The 16,161-nt window shown below is 69.0% G+C and carries 13 protein-coding genes; 7 read left to right on the top strand and 6 right to left on the bottom strand.

Annotation, left to right across the window (positions count from 1 at the left end; genetic code table 11):
* Positions 1 to 59 precede the first annotated feature (59 nt).
* The 3 genes from MKD50_RS24175 to MKD50_RS24165 all read right to left on the bottom strand — a co-directional run bounded on the left by MKD50_RS24175 (position 60) and on the right by MKD50_RS24165 (position 4,193).
* The gene (locus MKD50_RS24175; RefSeq protein WP_115699384.1) at positions 60 to 1,181 is read right to left on the bottom strand and encodes a CaiB/BaiF CoA transferase family protein; all 1,122 of its coding nucleotides are present in this window, start codon (positions 1,179 to 1,181) and stop codon (positions 60 to 62) included.
* 22 nt (positions 1,182 to 1,203) lie between these two features.
* Positions 1,204 to 2,178, bottom strand: a complete 975-nt coding sequence (locus tag MKD50_RS24170; protein WP_115699383.1) for a Bug family tripartite tricarboxylate transporter substrate binding protein — start codon at positions 2,176 to 2,178, stop codon at positions 1,204 to 1,206.
* Positions 2,179 to 2,399: 221 nt separating this feature from the next.
* Positions 2,400 to 4,193 carry an acyl-CoA dehydrogenase family protein gene (locus MKD50_RS24165; RefSeq protein WP_252669005.1) on the bottom strand — a complete coding sequence of 598 codons (1,794 nt, stop codon included), beginning with the start codon at positions 4,191 to 4,193 and terminating at the stop codon, positions 2,400 to 2,402.
* A gap of 120 nt (positions 4,194 to 4,313) precedes the next feature.
* Between MKD50_RS24165 and MKD50_RS24160 the strand changes: the two genes are divergently transcribed.
* The 4 genes from MKD50_RS24160 to MKD50_RS24145 all read left to right on the top strand — a co-directional run bounded on the left by MKD50_RS24160 (position 4,314) and on the right by MKD50_RS24145 (position 8,150).
* Positions 4,314 to 5,213, top strand: a complete 900-nt coding sequence (locus tag MKD50_RS24160; protein ID WP_115699381.1) for a LysR family transcriptional regulator — start codon at positions 4,314 to 4,316, stop codon at positions 5,211 to 5,213.
* A gap of 428 nt (positions 5,214 to 5,641) precedes the next feature.
* Positions 5,642 to 5,953, top strand: coding sequence for a FeoA family protein (locus MKD50_RS24155; RefSeq protein ID WP_240072157.1), 312 nt, complete (start codon positions 5,642 to 5,644; stop codon positions 5,951 to 5,953).
* A 14-nt stretch (positions 5,954 to 5,967) separates the two neighbouring features.
* Complete coding sequence (gene feoB, locus MKD50_RS24150; protein ID WP_252669004.1) at positions 5,968 to 7,824, top strand: ferrous iron transport protein B; 1,857 nt, start codon at positions 5,968 to 5,970, stop codon at positions 7,822 to 7,824.
* A 14-nt stretch (positions 7,825 to 7,838) separates the two neighbouring features.
* Complete coding sequence (locus MKD50_RS24145; RefSeq protein ID WP_115699378.1) at positions 7,839 to 8,150, top strand: DUF6587 family protein; 312 nt, start codon at positions 7,839 to 7,841, stop codon at positions 8,148 to 8,150.
* A gap of 367 nt (positions 8,151 to 8,517) precedes the next feature.
* Here MKD50_RS24145 and MKD50_RS24140 read toward each other — a convergent pair whose 3' ends face one another.
* Positions 8,518 to 9,876: a hypothetical protein gene (locus MKD50_RS24140; protein ID WP_252669003.1), complete on the bottom strand. Its 1,359-nt coding sequence runs from the start codon at positions 9,874 to 9,876 to the stop codon at positions 8,518 to 8,520.
* 603 nt (positions 9,877 to 10,479) lie between these two features.
* On the opposite strand from MKD50_RS24140, the gene leuA reads away from it, so the two are divergent.
* Both leuA and MKD50_RS24130 read left to right on the top strand, forming a co-directional pair.
* On the top strand, positions 10,480 to 12,174 hold the full coding sequence (leuA, locus tag MKD50_RS24135) for a 2-isopropylmalate synthase (protein ID WP_252669002.1): 1,695 nt from the start codon (positions 10,480 to 10,482) through the stop codon (positions 12,172 to 12,174).
* 357 nt (positions 12,175 to 12,531) lie between these two features.
* Positions 12,532 to 13,173 (top strand): OmpW/AlkL family protein, encoded by a 642-nt coding sequence (locus MKD50_RS24130; RefSeq protein ID WP_240071376.1) that lies wholly within the window; start codon positions 12,532 to 12,534, stop codon positions 13,171 to 13,173.
* Between the two features lie 77 nt (positions 13,174 to 13,250).
* Here the strand turns inward: MKD50_RS24130 and MKD50_RS24125 are convergent, their stop codons facing one another.
* Positions 13,251 to 14,750, bottom strand: a complete 1,500-nt coding sequence (locus tag MKD50_RS24125) for an AMP nucleosidase (protein WP_252669000.1) — start codon at positions 14,748 to 14,750, stop codon at positions 13,251 to 13,253.
* A gap of 187 nt (positions 14,751 to 14,937) precedes the next feature.
* Here MKD50_RS24125 and MKD50_RS24120 point away from each other — a divergent pair, with 187 nt between their 5' ends.
* Positions 14,938 to 15,327, top strand: a complete 390-nt coding sequence (locus MKD50_RS24120) for a GNAT family N-acetyltransferase (RefSeq protein WP_115699373.1) — start codon at positions 14,938 to 14,940, stop codon at positions 15,325 to 15,327.
* A 38-nt stretch (positions 15,328 to 15,365) separates the two neighbouring features.
* Here the strand turns inward: MKD50_RS24120 and MKD50_RS24115 are convergent, their stop codons facing one another.
* Entirely contained in the window at positions 15,366 to 16,115 is a 750-nt protein-coding gene (locus MKD50_RS24115) for an NADPH-dependent F420 reductase (RefSeq protein WP_252668999.1), read from the bottom strand.
* Between the last annotated feature and the right edge of the window lie 46 nt (positions 16,116 to 16,161).

Genomic DNA, 16,161 nt, shown 5'->3' with positions numbered 1-16,161 from the left:
CCTCTCCCGCTTGCGGGAGAGGGGAGCAAACCAGCGGTGAGAGTCTGACCACGTCGCCTCTACTCCAGGAACTCGTTCCCTTCAGTGAGCGGCGCATACCGGTACGTCGCCGGCGTCCGGCTCAGCTTCACCGGCGCACCCAGGCCCCGGTACCCCCCTTCCATCTCCACCACCATCTCGCGGTGCCGCGTATGCGGATGCTGCAAGGCATCGGCCACCGACAGCACCGGCGCGCACGGCACGCCCGCGGCCACCAGCGTATCCGCCAGCGCCTTGCCGTCGAGCGTGCGCATGCGCGCTTCCAGCTCGGCCTTCAGCGCCACGCGATTGACCGAACGCGCGCCGGCGGTGGCGTAGCGCTCGTCGTCGGCCAGCGCCGGCAGCTGCAGGTGCTCGCACAGGATGCGGAACTGCCGGTCGTTGCCCACCGCCAGGAACACCGGGTCGGTGGCCGTGGCGACGGTGTCGTACGGATAGATGTTGGGATGCGCATTGCCGGTGCGCTGCGGCGTCTTGCCGCTCATGAACCAGTTGGCCGCATGCGGATGCAGCAGCGACAGCCCCGAGTCATAGAGCGCGGCCTCGACGAACTGACCACGCCCGCTGCGGGCGCGCTCCTGCAGGGCCAACAGCACGCCGATCACGGCGTTGAGGCCGGTCACCATGTCGACCACCGGCAAGCCCACGCGCAGCGGCTCGCCATCGGCCTCGCCGTTGATGCTCAGGATGCCGGACATGGCCTGGATCGCGGCATCGTACCCGGGCAGGCCGCCCAGCGGGCCGTCGGCGCCGAAGCCGGACACGCGGCAATGGACCAGCCGCGGGAAGCGCGCCGACAGCACGTCGTAGCCCAGCCCCCACTTCTCCAGCGTGCCGGTCTTGAAGTTCTCGACCAGCACGTCGGCCTCGGCCAGCAGCGCCAGCAGCACCTCGCGGTCCGGCTCGGCCGTCAGGTCCAGCCGCATCACGCGCTTGTTGCGGTTCAGGCCGAAGTAGTAGGAGGCCACGCCGTCCTTGAACGGCGGCCCCCAGGTACGGGTGTCGTCGCCCTGCGGCGGTTCGATCTTGAGCACGTCGGCGCCGTGGTCACCCAGGATCTGGCCGCAGTACGGGCCGCCCAGGATGCGCGACAGGTCGACCACGCGGATGCCGGCGAGCGCGCCGGGACGGGCTTGGGTCATGGCTGCAATCCTCCGGGCGTTGTCAGTCAAGCTGGGCGCCGGACTTCTGCACCACGGCGCGCCACTTGCCCACCTCGGCCTTGACGAAGCTGCCGAGCTGCTCCGGCGTGGTCGACGGCGCGAACTCCAGCCCCTGCGCCTGCAGCGTCTTGCGCACGTCGGGCTGCTTGAGCGCCTCGGCAAAGGCGCGGTTGAGCTTGCCGACCACCTCCGCCGGCGTGCCGGCCGGCGCGACCACGCCGAAGAACACCGACACGTCGAATCCGGGCACGCCCTGCTCGGCCACCGTCGGCACGTCGGGCAGCGCCTGCGAGCGCGCCCTGGTGGTCACGCCCAGCGCGCGCACTTTGCCGCTCTTGATGAAGGGCATCGCGGTCAGCACATCGGTGAAGGTCATGCTGACCTGGCCGCCCAGCAGGTCGTTCAGCGCCGGGCCGGTGCCCTTGTACGGGATGTGCTGGAAATCGGTGCCGGTGACGTTGTTGAACAGTACGCCAGCCAGGTGCGACGAAGCGCCATTGCCGGACGAGGCATAGGTCAGCTTGCCGGGATGCGCCTTGCCGTAGGCGATCAGCTCGGTGACGTTCTTCGCCGGCACCGACGGATTGACCACCAGCACGTTGGGCAGCTGGCCGATCTGGATCACCGGGGTGAAGCTCTTGACCGGGTCGTAGTTGATCTTGCGGTACAGGCTGACGTTGATCGCCAGCGGCGCCGAGGTGCCGAACATCAGCGTGTAGCCGTCGGGCTCGGCGCGCGCCACCGCCTCGGCGCCGATATTGCCGCCGGCGCCGGCACGGTTCTCCACCACCACCGGCTGGCCCAGGCTGGTCTTGAGCGCGGCGGCAAGCGTGCGCGCCATGGCATCGGTGGGGCCGCCCGGCGGATAGGTGACCACCATCATGATCGGCTTGGAGGGAAAGTCCTTCTGCGCGAAGGCGGGGGCGATAAACAGCGAACACGCGGCGAGGGCCGCGACGCGGTGCCAGAGTTTCATGGCGTTGTCTCCTGGTGTAGGACGTCTCCCGCGGGGTAGGCGGGATGGTTGGGGCGCTGGGGTTGGGGGTGCTCCCTCTCCCGCTTGCGGGAGAGGGTTGGGGTGAGGGCGGGAGCCTCTCACGAAGTCGGTGCTTTCGGTATGCCACCGCCTGCCCTCACCCCCGGCCCCTCTCCCGCACGCGGGAGAGGGGAGCAAACAGCGGGTTCGGGCAAGCGATGTCAGAACACGTTAACCGCATCGACCGCGCCAGTGGCGCGCACCACGCCGTCAGCAGGGGGCGCCACGGTCTCGGCCAGCCATGCCGGCTCCTCGCTTGCCGCCAGCGGGTCCTGCGGCAGCACGCGGTGGCGCAGCACCAGCTGCGCCAGCCGCATGCGGCGCACCGAGCCGATGCGCCCGGCTTCCCAGGCCATCGCCACCGCGCTGGTCACGTGGTACAGCGCCGAGGCCGCCTGGCGCGCCAGCAGCTCGCCGTCGGCACCGGCCGCTGCGGCTTGGCCGGCCAGCTGCGCGGCGGCGGTGACGGCGCCTTCGAACACGGCGCGGGCGTCAGCCTGCATCGGGGTATCGGCCAGCAGCGCGGCCAGGTGCGCCTGCAGCACCGGCAATGCACCCTCGCGCCGGACCGCGCGCAGCACGTCGAGCGCGACGATATTGCTGGTGCCTTCCCAGATCGAGCCCAGGTGGGCGTCGCGTACCAGGCGCGGGTCGCTCCATTCCTCGATATAGCCGCAGCCGCCGCGAATCTCCATGGCGTCGCCGGTGACCTTGCGCGCATCGCGGCAGGCGCGGAACTTGATCAGCGGGGTCAGGATGCGCATCAGCGCGTAGGCATCGGGCTCGCCAGCGTCGGCGCGGCGCAGCGCTTCGGCGGTCTGGAATACCATGGTGCGCGCCTGCTCGGTGGGCAGCGTCAGCTTGAGCAACTGGCGGCGCATCAGCGGCATGTCTTGCAGGTACTTGCCGAAGGCCTGGCGCTCGCGCGCGATGAACAGGCCTTCGGTCAGCGCGCGGCGCATCAGCCCGGCGGCGCGCACGCCGTTGGACAGGCGCGAGTTGTTGATCATGTCCGCCATCTGCACGAAGCCGCGGCCGGGTTCGCCGACCAGGTAAGCGTGCGCGCCTTCCAGACGGATCTCGCCGCTGGCCATCGAGCGCGTGCCCAGCTTGTCCTTGAGCCGGATGATGCGGTAGTGGTTGGCGCTGCCGTGTTCCAGCTTGCGCGGCAGCAGGAACAGCGATACGCCCTTGTGGCCGGGCACGGCGTTGCCGGCCTCGTCTTCCACGCGTGCCAGCACCATCGCCAGCGCGGCATCGGGATTGGAGCAGAACCACTTGTCGCCATGCAGGCGCCAGCCGCCCTCGGCCGAGGCATCGCGCACCGCGCGGGTGGCGGTGGCGGCGACGTCGGAGCCGGCGCCCTGCTCGGTCATGAACATCGCGCCCTGGTACAGGTCGTCAAAGACCTGCGTGGTCAGGTTGGGCAGGAAGCGCCCGACCAGCGCCGGGTCGCCGAACTTGCGCAGCGTGCGCGTCAGCGAATCAGTCATCGACAGCGGGCAGCACAGGCCGAACTCAGCCTGCACGAACAAATACGTGAGCGCGTACTTTGCCGCTGGCGGCATGGGCTTGTCCCAGCCCAGCACGCCGCCGCGGTGCGAGGCTGCGGCAAGCCCGAATTCGGCAAAGGCCACGCGCTCCATCTCGACATAGGCCGGGTGCTTGTCGATGCGCTGCGCATCCACGCCGGCGCGGGTGCGGTAAGTCAGTTCCGGCGGGTTGCGATCGGCCACGCCGGCCAGCTCGTCGAGCACGCCGCCGGCCAGCGCGCCCATGCGCTCAAGGTGGGGCAACAGGTGGTTGAACAGGTCGGGCGGCAGGTACAGCGGCAGCAGCGCGCGCAGGTCCGGGTCGGCGGCAAACAGGCTGCCGCCGTGGCGGTCCGGCACCGGATGCGCAGCGGGCGCGGCCGGGTGTTGCTGGGGGATGTCGCGCACGGCGCTGGATGGCATGGCTGGTCTCCTGGTTTGCTTGGGCGCCGGCTTGCGGCCCCTTTGGCCTCCATTATTCAAACCCCAAGGATTTGCGTCTAATTCTAAAATTGGCTTGATCCATATAATTTCTGTATCGCCATGGAATTCCGCCACCTGCGTTACTTCCTCGTGCTCGCCGAGGAACTGCACTTCGGCCGCGCCGCGCGCCGGCTGGCCATTTCGCAGCCGCCGCTGTCGCTCAATATCCAGCAGCTCGAGGCCTCGGTCGGGGCGCGGCTGTTCGACCGCGACAGCCGCGGCGTGCGGCTGACCGCGGCCGGCCGGGCCTTCCGCGAATCGGCCACGGCGCTGCTGGCGCAGGCCGAGGCCGCGCGGGTGCTGGCGCGCGAGATCGAAGCGGGCGCCATCGGGCGCCTGCGCGTGGGCTTTGTCGGCTCGATGCTGTACCGCGGGCTGCCGCAGACGCTGCGCGAGTTCGAGACGGCCTATCCCGGCATCCACGTGGCGCTGACCGAGCTGAATTCGCAGGAACAGATCGACGCGCTGCTGCATGACGAGCTCGACGCCGCCTTCATCCACACCGGCCGGGTGCCGGACACGCTGCAGGCCACGCTGGTGCACTCCGAACCCTTCGTCTGCTGCCTGCCTGCCGACCATGCGCTCGCTGCGCTGGCGGAGTTGCCGCTGACGTCCTTGCGCGGCGAGCCGTTCGTGTTGTTCTCGCGCAAGGCCTCGCCGGACTACTACAGCCGGATCTTCGACATGTGCGCCGCGCAAGGCTTCTTCCCGCAGATCCGGCATGAGGTGCGGCACTGGCTGTCGGTGGTGTCGCTGGTGTCGCAGGGCATGGGGGTAGCGGTGGTGCCGGCGGCGCTGGCGCGCTCCGGCATGGCCGGCGCGGCGTTCCGGCCGCTGGCGGAGGCGGCGGTGCGCTCCGAGGTCTATTGCGCCTGGAAGACTGCGCCAGACCATCCGGCGCGCGACCACTTCGTCGCCATGGTGGCGGGCAAGGCGGCGCAGCCGAAAACGCGGCCATGAAGGCCGCCATAAAGAAAAAGCCACCGGTCCAGGGACCGATGGCTTGTGAAGTACGCGTGGAACGGGGTGTTCAGCGTGCGGTGAGCTTAACCCCGCGGGCTTACGGCAGCCATAACGCAAATGCAGTAATTGCGCGCGATGGCAGGAAGCGCTCGGATCGGCGTCTCATTGCCGAACCGCCGTTTGCATCGGCTGAATAACGGGCGCGTCCGCCCCGCATCGCCATTGTCGGTGCTCAGCCATTCGTCCCCTTAGCGGTTATCATTCGCCTCCTGCCGTGCCTGGCGCGGCAAGGCTGGCGTGCCCGCCCATTGAGGGGGCAACGTAAAGCCTGATTTGCGATACAATGAAAACGATTTTCATTTACACACCCCGGCGCGGTCGCACCGACCGCTTGGCGGCAGGCCGCGCCACGGACTGGAAGCATGATGCGGTTGTCTGAACTTCCACGGCGCACGCCCGCCGTAGTGCAATCGGTGGACGACGCCACCCCTGGGGATCCGGTTGCGCGCCGCCTGCGCGAACTGGGCTTCGTTGCCGGCGAGCCTGTGCAGATCATTGCCTACGGGCCGTTCGGCATGGATCCGCTGGTGGCGCAGGTAGGCTTCACGCGCTTTGCGCTGCGCCGCTCGGAGGCGGCGCGCATCGGCGTGGAAATCGCCAGCGCCTCGGTCACCCGCATCGCCCCCGCCACGCAGGGCGACGAGACTGCCCAACCGTCCGCCAAGCGGACCGCCTGAGCCTTCCCCGGATTATGTCTGCAGCTGCTTCCCCTTCGGCCCTGCGCATTGCGCTGGTCGGCAATCCCAATTGCGGCAAGACCGCACTGTTCAACCGCCTGACCGGCAGCCGCCAGAAGGTGGCCAATTACGCGGGCGTCACCGTCGAGCGCAAAGAAGGCTACTTTGTGTCGCCGGCCGGGCGCCAGGTGCGCATCCTGGACCTGCCCGGTGCCTACAGCCTGCACGCGGCCAGCCTCGATGAAGCCATTACGCGCGATGTCTGCCTGGGACAGCGCGCCGGCGAAGCGCGCCCTGACCTGCTGGTGTCGGTGGTCGACGCCACCAACCTGCGCCTGCACCTGCGCTTCGTGCTGGAACTGCGCCAGCTGGGCCTGCCGATGGTGGTGGTGCTGAATATGAGCGACGCGGCCGCGCGCCGCGGCATCCAGATTGACCGCGACAAGCTGTCGGCCGCGCTCGGCGTGCCGGTGGTCAGCACCGTGGCGGTCCGGCGCGACGGCGCCGCGGCGCTGGTGAGCCTGCTCGATGCCACGCTGCCGCCGGCCCCGCCGGCCGGCGCTGCGTCCGGCCCTGACTTCGACGTGCATGCCGAAGTCAACCGCCTGCTGTCGGCCGCGGTGAGCATGCCGGCGCGCACCGCCGCGCTGGACGACCGCATCGACCGCATCGTGCTGCATCCGGTGTTCGGCCTGCTGCTGCTGGCGGTGCTGCTGTTCCTGATGTTCCAGGCGGTGTTCTCGTGGGCCGAGCCGCTGATGGACGGCATCGAGGGCGGCGTGCACTGGGCCGGCGAGATGCTGGGCGCCTGGCTGCCCGACGGCATGCTCAAGAGCCTGCTGGTCGATGGTCTGGTCGCCGGGCTGGGCAGCGTGGTGGTGTTCCTGCCGCAGATCCTGATCCTGTTTCTGTTTATCCTGACGTTGGAAGAATCCGGCTACCTGCCGCGCGCGGCGTTCCTGCTCGACCGCCTGATGATGGGCGCGGGGCTGTCGGGGCGCTCGTTCATCCCGCTGCTGTCGAGCTTTGCCTGCGCCATTCCCGGCATCATGGCCACGCGCACCATCCAGGACCCACGCGACCGGCTCACCACCATCCTGGTGGCACCACTGATGACCTGCTCGGCGCGGCTGCCGGTCTATGCGCTGCTGATCGGCGCCTTCATCCCCGAGCGCACCGTGCTGGGCCTGTTCAACCTGCAGGGGCTGGTGCTGTTCGCGCTATACGTGGCCGGCATCGTCAGCGCTCTGGTGGTGGCCTATGCGCTCAAGTTCCTGCGCCGCGACCGCACCGACCATCCGCTGCTGATGGAGCTGCCCTCGTACCGCATCCCGAACCCGCGCGACATCGCCATCGGCCTGTGGGAGCGTGCCCGCATCTTCCTGTCGCGCGTGGGCAAGGTGATCCTGGCGCTGACGGTGCTGCTGTGGTTCCTCTCGACCTTCCCGTCCGCGCCCGCGGGCGCGACTGCGCCGGCGATCGACTACAGCTTTGCCGGCATGATCGGCCACGCGCTGCAGAAGGTGTTCGCGCCGGTGGGCTTCAACTGGCAGATCTGCATTGCGCTGGTGCCGGGCCTGGCCGCGCGCGAAGTCGCCGTGGGCGCGCTGGCCACGGTGTACGCCCTGTCGGGCAGCGACGAGACCGTGGCCACGCAGCTGGCACCGATGATCGCCGCGCAATGGTCGCTGGCCACCGCGCTGTCGCTGCTGGCGTGGTACGTGTTCGCGCCGCAGTGCATCTCCACGCTGGCGGTGATCCGGCGCGAGACCGACTCCTGGAAGGTGATGGCGCTGTCTGCCGCCTACCTGACCGGGCTGGCCTACCTGGCGGCGTTCGTGACCTACCGCGTCGCGCTGATGTTCAGCTGAGGGCCGGCGCCGCCATGAGCCTCTACCACGCCATCGAAACCCTGCTGGTCCCGCTGATCGTGCTGGCGTGCGCGGTGTCGGTGGTGTCGCGCTATGCGCCGCGCACGCGCGAGCGTGTCAAGGCGGCGCTGGCGGCGCGCCTGGGCGGCCCTGCCGCCGCCGGCTGGCGCGGCCGCCTGGCCCGCTGGCTGGCCCCACAGGCCGCCGCCGGCTGCGCCAGCGGCTGCGACGACGGCGGCTGCAATACCTGCGAAGCCAATACCGGCACCCCCACCAGCCAGGACAAGCCGGCCGAGCAGGTGGTGCGCTTCGTCCGCAAGCGCTGAAGCGCGCTTTTTCCTTCCCTATCCTCCACGCAGAAACGGGTACGCCCGCTGCTGCCGCATGGTCGCGGCAAGCGGCGGGTGGCGCGCTGGCGGGCGTGTTTGCAGGCGGCGGCGCGGGTTTTTTTGCTGGTCAATCGGGCCCGTTCCGAGGCACGCAGAATTGGGTACGCTTTACGCGCTCGCCTGCCGGGCAGGCACGCAGAAACGGGTACGCTCCACAAGTTATCCCTGCCGCGTGTGTACTCCCTCTCCCGCAAGCGGGAGAGGGAGCAAACCGGCAGCCCGTCTGCGTCTTCGCAAAGCAAAACGTGCAAAACAAAACGCCCTCCATCCGGAGGGCGTCTCGCCAGCTGGGGGACACCAGCGCTTACCTGACCGTACCGTAGAAGACCAGCCTCAGCGGCGTGTTGTCGGCGATCGCGGTGCAGGTGGCAGTGATGGTGAAGTCGCCAGGCCCGGTGCCGCTGGCGCGCACCTGATTGGGCAGCATCACCATGCTTGGGCTCAACGACACCGGCCCGGTGCTGGACCATGCCCAGTCCTTGCACACGGTGTACTGCGCATCCTCGCCCAGGTGCTTCATGCGCGCGGTCACCTCGATCGGCATCGGTGCCAGCAGCAGCAGCGTGATCGGATCCTGGTTGTCGCCCACCAGTGCCCATAGCGGGTTTTCCGTCACCGTCAGGGTGGCGCTGCGGCGCTCGCCAAGCTTGCTGCTGAGCGCGGTAACCGTCAGGCTGCCCTGCACCGGACCGGTGTCGCCGGCCAGGCTGGTGCGCACCGTGGCGTCATGCGTACCCGCCGCTTCCGTCGCGGATAGCGTCGCCGAGCTTGCCGTGTAGCTCCAGGCGCCGTCGAAGTCCGCGGTCACGTCCTGGCCGTCGTGGCGCAGCACGCGCGCGGTGAAGGTGTCGGGACGATTGCTGAACACCCGCAGCGCGTTGACCTCGCGCCCACCCTTGGTGGTCACCACGCGATAGGCCGCGGCGCCGTTCTTCTGCACCGTCACCGCGATGACGCCGGCGAGGGCGTGTCCGTCAGGCGCGGTCACCGACACCGAGACACTGGCCGTGGCCGCGGTCGTCGGCGAGCCGTTGCTGGCCTTCAGCGTGGCGCTGTTCTGGCTGGCCGTGACCTGGACCGCGGTGCCGCTGCTGGACCAGGCCCAGTTGGAGACGCTGGCCGACACATCGCTGCCGTTGCTGTCGAGCAGTGTCACCTTGACCGGTAGCTCCTGGCCATCGCTCATCGCCAAACTGGTGGCGGGCAGCGACAGCGTGTAGCTCAGCGCCGACGCCGGCACCACGGTGATGGTGGCCGATTGCGCGGGCAGCTGCACGGTGCTGTTGTCGGTGCCCCGGACCGTGGCCACCACCTGCACGGTGGTGGTGCCCGGCGCAACGCCCCTGACCACGGCGCTGCCCTGCGTGCCGGCGCCCGGCGTCACGGTAGCGACGGCGCTGTCGGTGCTGGTCCACTCGAAGGTGGTGTTGCCCGATACGTCAACGCCGTTGCTGTCCACGGCCAGCGCGCTGATGGTGAGCGTGCGGCCGACACCCACCTCGCCCGAGGTCACGCTCATCTTCGCGATATAGGTCAGCGGCGTGGTGGTGCCGCCCGATGCGGGCGCGGCAGGCGCGCTGCCGCCACCGCCGCCGCCGCATGCCGCCAGCAACAAGGCCGCGGCCGAACCCGCCAGCCAGGATGCCCACGTTCTCAGTCTCATGATCGTTCCCCCCAGTCGTGTTTTTTTCCCGCGCTATCAGCCTAAGCACAAAGTGGCCCGCGCAATACCAGCCAGAGGACTGAGGTGCAGCGCACAGAACCTCGCCGCGAGTCATCCATTCAGCGCAGTACATCGCCATTCGGCCGAGGGAAAACAGTAGCCGCCAGGCCCCGCCGCAACCGGCTTCCAACCGTTTGGCGCAGCCCCTTTCCACGATCCCCTGATCGGGCCACGACGGTTTGCCGCGCACGACGGCACGCGCGCAAGGCTTGACCAGGTCGAGACTTGTCGACTAACCTTGCCCGTTCCCATGGACTTGCGCTGCTGCGCACCCACGCGGAGCGGCCACGGCCCCTCCCACTCCAGCCACGATGAACCGTGACACCAGCACTCCCTGCCAGGCTGCCGATGCGTCCCGCATCGCTGCCCGCGCACGCGTGCTGGCTGCCCTGGCATCGGGCCGCGCCCTGCGCGCTTCCTCGCTACTGCTAAGCCTACCGATCGGTTGCCGGGCCTAGGGCCCCGTGGCAGTTCGGCAGCCTTGCGCCACCCTTTTCCCGTTTTTCGATTTTTCATCTTCCCTTGCGAGGAAGGAGACCCCGTATGCTCGTCAATCCCGCTACCAAGTACCGCCCCGCCGCCACCGTCGACCTTGCTGACCGCACCTGGCCCGGCCGCGCCATCAGGCGCGCGCCGCGCTGGATGAGCACCGACCTGCGCGACGGCAACCAGGCGCTGATCGAGCCGATGAACCCGGCGCGCAAGCTGCGCTTCTTCGAACAGCTGGTGAAGATCGGCCTGAAGGAAATCGAAGTAGCGTTCCCCGCCGCGTCGCAGACCGACTTCGACTTCGTGCGCATGCTGATCGAAGAACGGCGCATCCCCGACGACGTCACCATCGTCGTGCTGACGCAGTCGCGCGAAGACCTGATCCGCCGCACCGTCGAATCCGTGCGCGGCGCGGCACGCGCCACGGTGCACCTGTACAACCCGATCGCACCGGCCTGGCGGCGCATCGTCTTCAATGCCTCGCGCGACGAGATCAAGGAAGTCGCGGTATCGGGCACGCGCCTGATCAAGGCGCTGACCGATGCCATGCCCGAGACCGCGTGGACCTACGAGTATTCGCCCGAGACCTTCAGCCTGGCCGAGCTCGATTTCTCGCTGGAAGTGAGCGACGCGGTATCGGCCGCGTGGCAGGCGGGCCCCGGCCGCCCGATGATCCTGAACCTGCCGACCACGGTGGAATGCAGCACGCCCAACGTGTTCGCCGACCAGATCGAATGGATGCACCGCCGCCTCGCGCGGCGCGGGCACATCGCGCTGTCGGTGCACCCGCACAACGACCGCGGCACCGCGGTGGCGGCCGCGGAGCTGGCTTTGATGGCGGGCGCCGACCGCGTCGAGGGCTGCCTGTTCGGCAATGGCGAGCGCACCGGCAACGTCGACCTGGTGACGCTGGCGCTGAACCTCTATACGCAAGGCGTGGCGCCGCAACTCGACTTCTCCGACATCGATGCGGTGCGCCAGTGCGTGGAGCACTGCAACCAGCTGCCGGTGCACCCGCGCCATCCGTACGTAGGCGACCTGGTGTTCACCGCGTTTTCGGGGTCGCATCAGGATGCGATCCGCAAGGGCTTTGCGCAGCAGCAGCCGGACGCCATCTGGGAAGTGCCCTACCTGCCGATCGATCCTGCCGACCTGGGCCGCAGCTACGACGCAGTGATCCGCGTCAACAGCCAGTCAGGCAAGGGCGGCATGGCGTACCTGCTGGAACAGGTGCATGGCCTCTATCTGCCGCGCCGCCTGCAGATAGAGTTCAGCCGCGCGGTGCAGGCCATGACCGACGACACCGGGCTGGAAGCGAGCGCGGACGACCTTCACGGCCTGTTCCAGCGCGAGTACCTGGCGCGCGAGGCGCCGCTGCGCTATGTCTCGCACCAGCTGGCAAGCGACAGCACCGGCGCCACCGTGATCACGGTGCAGATGGAGCGCGACGGCCAGCCCTGCAGCGTGCGCGGCAGCGGCAACGGCCCGATCGACGCCTTTATCGATGCAATGGCGCTGCCGGTCCGCGTGATGGATTACCACGAGCATGCGCTGAGCGCCGGCGCCGATGCGCGCGCAGCGTGCTACGTCGAAGTCCGCGTGGGCGATTCGCCGACCGGGTTCGGCGCGGGCATCGACACCAACCTCGTCAGCGCGTCGCTGCGTGCGGTGCTGTCGGGCGTGAACCGGCACCTGCAGGCGGGCTTTGCCGGCGGCGCTCACACCACGGCCAGCGCCGCCGCGGCCTGATGCCCGAGGTGTAGCGTTTCGCGAGAAAACCGGTGTGCCCCGCCCCCACGGGGCACACCCGGAAAGACGCCCTTGCGGACGCCCACGACATGCCTGGTGCGGATCCGGACACGCGTTGCGCGTGCTCGGATCTTTCGCACAGCGTAAGCGGCAGCATCGGGCCGCGCTACGAATCATTTCGCATGTGGTTAGAAGCGATGTCCGAGGACGCATGGGTTATGTCAGCGTTGCCGTGGCCGTGTTGCCGCGCCATCGCGACGCCGTGCGCGCCATTTGGTTCCGCTTGTTTTGTGTCAAGGCCACCGCCGCCCCGCTCCGCCACACTGGGCGCGCCTCGATAACAAACCAAGCAGACTTATGAAAACACTGTCTCTTCGCACCGCTACCTGTTCGGCCATCGCCGCCTGCGCCATGCTCGGCGCCTTCGCCACGCCCGCGGCCGCCGCGGACGACCCCCAGGGCAACTGGATGGTGCGGCTGCGCGGCACCTATCTCGACATGGCCCACAGCTCCGATCCCGTCGGCGGTGTCGGCCGGTCGGACCGCATCACGGTCAACAACAAGTGGATCCCCGAACTCGACGTCACCTACTTCTTCACGCCGAACTTTGCCGCCGAACTGGTGCTGACGGTGCCGCAGAAGCAGAACGTCTACCTCGACGGCAACAAGATCGGCACCTTCAAGCACCTGCCGCCGACGCTGCTGATGCAATACCACCTCATTCCCAACGGCACCTTCCGCCCGTATATCGGCGCGGGCCTGAACTTCACGCGCATCTGGGGCGAGAGCATCGCCAACAACTCGCTGCAACTGGATAGCTGGAGCGTGGGGCCGGCGCTGCAGATCGGCATGGACTACAAGCTGACCAGGAACTGGTTCCTGAACGCCGACATCAAGAAGATCTGGCTGAAGAGCGATGTGAAGGCGGGGGACGTCAAGGTCTCCAAGGTGAGCCTCGATCCGTGGCTGTTCAGCGTTGGGGTGGGGTATCGGTTCTGATCCTGCCGCGCGATAAAAAGGCCGGCGCCCCTTGGGGCGCCGGCCTTTTGCATTCCACGAGAAGGCGCAGCGCACCGCTACCTGAACGCCGGCTCGTCAAAGCTGCGCAGCTTGCGCGAATGCAGCTGCTCGACGCCGTTCTCGCGCAGGATGCGGATCGCTTCCAGGCCGATGGTCATGTGCTGGCTGACGCGCTGTCGATAGAACGCGTTGGCCATGCCGCGCAGCTTGAGTTCGCCATGCAGCGGCTTGTCCGATACGCACAGCAGGGTCCCATACGGCACGCGCAGGCGGAAGCCGTTGGCGGCCACCGCCGCGCTTTCCATGTCGATGGCGATCGCGCGCGACTGGTTGAAGCGCGCATACAGCGCCTTGGACTTCAGTTCCCAGTTGCGGTCGTCGGTCGATACCACCGTGCCGGTGCGCATGCGCGTCTTCATCTCGTTGCCGGACAGGCCGGTCACGCGCGCCACGGCTTCCTGCAGCGCCACCTGGATCTCGGCGATGGGCGGCACCGGCACCCATGGCGGCAGGTCGTGGTCGAGCACGTGGTCGTCGCGCACGTAGGCGTGCGCCAGCACGTAGTCGCCGAGTTGCTGCGAGCGGCGCAGGCCGCCGCAGTGGCCCACCATCAGCCAGCAATGCGGGCGCAGCACGGCGAGGTGGTCGGTCATGGTCTTGGCGTTGGACGGCCCCACGCCGATATTGACCAGCGTCACGCCCAGCTTGTCGCCGCGCACCAGGTGGTAGGCCGGCATCTGCGGCAGCACGCGCGGGCGCGTGGCGTCGTCGGGTTCGGCCGCACCCAGATCCTGCACCACGTCGCCGGGCTCGACGAAGCGCGTGTAGCCGCCGCCGTCGCCATTGCCGCTGCCATTACCCATCAGCGCGCGCCCCAGCGCGACGAATTCGTCGACATAGCGCTGGTAGTTGGTAAACAGCACGAAGCGCTGGAAGTGCTGCGGCGCCGTGCCGGTGTAGTGGTAGAGCCGCTGCAGCGCCAGGTCCACGCGCTCGGCGGGGAACAGCGACAGCGGCCAGGCTTCGCCCGGCACCGGCTCATAGGTGCCGTTGGCAATGCCGTCGTCGATGCGGTTCAGTTCCGGCAGCACGAACGACGCTTCCAGCTCGCGCGCCTGGGTGTAGCTGATGTCGGTGGTGGAGGCCTCGATCACGAACGGCAGCGGGATCGGGCGCCGGCTCAGCCCCACCACCACCGGCACGCGGTGATAACGCATCAACCGCTCGATCTGGTCGCGGTAGTAGTCGGCCAGCAGGTCGGGGCGCGTCACCGTGGTGCCGTATACGCCGGGGTACGCCACCGTGCCCCAGGACGGGCGGCTGTCGGTGACCATGGTCTCGATGTTGACCGAGATGCCCAGGTACGGATAGCACGCATGCGCGGCCGAGGGCAGCGGCTTGCCGCCGGCGAAGGCATCGAAGCGCGCGCGCACCGCGCCGACCGATGCATCGTAGATCTCGCGGATGCGGGCAACCGCCGCATCCGCGTCGGTGAACTCGGCGAGCTGGTCGGCCGGATGCGCGGAGGAGAAGACGGGGGCGTTCATGGAGGCCATGATACCGCGCCGGGGCGTCGCCGTGAGCGACGCCCCGGCGCGCCAGGCGCCAAATTGACGCGCCCGCGCACGCTCGCTACACTCCGCCAATTGCGCAGCACGGCTCGCCGTGCCGTTCTCGACTCGCGGCGCCCCTGGTGGCAAGGGGCGGCGAGGGGCCGTACATGCTTTGCTGGGAGAGCCGCCAATGGAAATCCGTAACCTGTTGCCCGACGACCTCGAGGCAGCCAGACAACTACTGATCGCCAATGGCTGGGCGCACCGGGTGGGCGGCCCCGAAAAATTCGCGCGGCTGGTGGCCAATTCGCAGCGCGTGGCCGTGGCGGTCGAGAAAGGCGAGGTGGTCGGCTTTGCCCGCGCGCTGTGCGACGACGTCTGCGACGGTTTCCTGTCGATGGTGGTGGTGGCGCCGGGCCACCGCCGGCACGGCATCGGCCGCGCCCTGGTGCGGCATATCGTCGGCAGCAACCCCGATATCAGCTGGATGCTGCGCGCGGCGCGCTCGTCCGAAGCCGCCTTCTTCGGCCAGCTCGGCTTTACGCCCTCGATGGTTGCGATGGAGCGGCGCCGGCCCTGAGCCACCCCGGCCAGTACCACCCCGGCGCAGCGTCAGCGTCAGCGTCCCCCCATCTTCTGCCGGAACTCGTCGGCCGTCCCAACCTGCCGGAACAGCGGCCCGCCCGGCGCGAAGCGATCGGCGCTGGCCAGCGGACCCACCACCACCGGTTCGAAGCCCGCATCGCGCACCAGTTGCGCCGCCACTTGCAGCGCGGCCGGGTCGTCGCCAGCTATCGGCACCGCCACCAGCCCGCCGGGCCGGTGATGCTCGCTGGCAAACTGCGCCGCGCCCATGAAGTTGAAGGCCCGCACCACGCGCGCGCCGCGCAGGTAGCGCGCCGTGGTGAGGCCGATGCCGGCGCGCCTGGCCTCGTCGGCGATGGGACCGTCGCGGTGTTCGTAGGCGTTGGTGGCATCGAGCACGATCTTGCCTTGCCAGGCGCCGCCATGGTCACGAGCCAGTTGCGGCAGCGCGCCATAGGGCGTGGCAAGGAACAGCACGTCCGAGAAAGCAATGGCCTCGGCCACCGTGCCGGCGCGCGCGAGCGTACCCAATTCTTCGACCAGCGGCCTGAGCGCCTCCGGGTGCCTCGACGAGAACAGGACCGGATGCCCGGCCTTGACCCACAAGCCGCCCACGGTGCCGCCGATGCGGCCCGAGCCGATCACACCGATGCGCTGCGCCGCGGCCTCGCGGGCCGGCGCCGGGCCAGGCTGGGCGCGCACGGCGCGCGGCAGTGGCGCGGCCAGCAGCAGCGCCGCGGCGCCGGCGCGCAGCCAGCGGCGGCGGGTCACATTGGCAGGCATGGCAAGTCCTCCGGCAGGCGGGGCCGCCAGCCGGTACGCGTGGTGG

Source organism: Cupriavidus mimosae, assembly GCF_023952485.1.
GTDB classification, from domain to species: Bacteria; Pseudomonadota; Gammaproteobacteria; order Burkholderiales; family Burkholderiaceae; genus Cupriavidus; species Cupriavidus taiwanensis_C.
Note: the sequence above shows the minus strand (reverse complement) of the source record. Positions and strands in the feature narration are given on the sequence as shown.

Bases quoted from the DNA above. Each gene is read 5' to 3' on its own strand.
- MKD50_RS24140 (WP_252669003.1), bottom strand. From the start codon at position 9,876: ATGAGACTGAGAACGTGGGCATCCTGGCTGGCGGGTTCGGCCGCGGCC.
- leuA (WP_252669002.1), top strand. From the start codon at position 10,480: ATGCTCGTCAATCCCGCTACCAAGTACCGCCCCGCCGCCACCGTCGAC.
- MKD50_RS24145 (WP_115699378.1), top strand. From the start codon at position 7,839: ATGAGCCTCTACCACGCCATCGAAACCCTGCTGGTCCCGCTGATCGTG.
- MKD50_RS24175 (WP_115699384.1), bottom strand. From the start codon at position 1,181: ATGACCCAAGCCCGTCCCGGCGCGCTCGCCGGCATCCGCGTGGTCGAC.
- MKD50_RS24170 (WP_115699383.1), bottom strand. From the start codon at position 2,178: ATGAAACTCTGGCACCGCGTCGCGGCCCTCGCCGCGTGTTCGCTGTTT.
- feoB (WP_252669004.1), top strand. From the start codon at position 5,968: ATGTCTGCAGCTGCTTCCCCTTCGGCCCTGCGCATTGCGCTGGTCGGC.
- MKD50_RS24130 (WP_240071376.1), top strand. From the start codon at position 12,532: ATGAAAACACTGTCTCTTCGCACCGCTACCTGTTCGGCCATCGCCGCC.
- MKD50_RS24120 (WP_115699373.1), top strand. From the start codon at position 14,938: ATGGAAATCCGTAACCTGTTGCCCGACGACCTCGAGGCAGCCAGACAA.
- MKD50_RS24165 (WP_252669005.1), bottom strand. From the start codon at position 4,193: ATGCCATCCAGCGCCGTGCGCGACATCCCCCAGCAACACCCGGCCGCG.
- MKD50_RS24155 (WP_240072157.1), top strand. From the start codon at position 5,642: ATGCGGTTGTCTGAACTTCCACGGCGCACGCCCGCCGTAGTGCAATCG.
- MKD50_RS24115 (WP_252668999.1), bottom strand. From the start codon at position 16,115: ATGCCTGCCAATGTGACCCGCCGCCGCTGGCTGCGCGCCGGCGCCGCG.
- MKD50_RS24160 (WP_115699381.1), top strand. From the start codon at position 4,314: ATGGAATTCCGCCACCTGCGTTACTTCCTCGTGCTCGCCGAGGAACTG.
- MKD50_RS24125 (WP_252669000.1), bottom strand. From the start codon at position 14,750: ATGGCCTCCATGAACGCCCCCGTCTTCTCCTCCGCGCATCCGGCCGAC.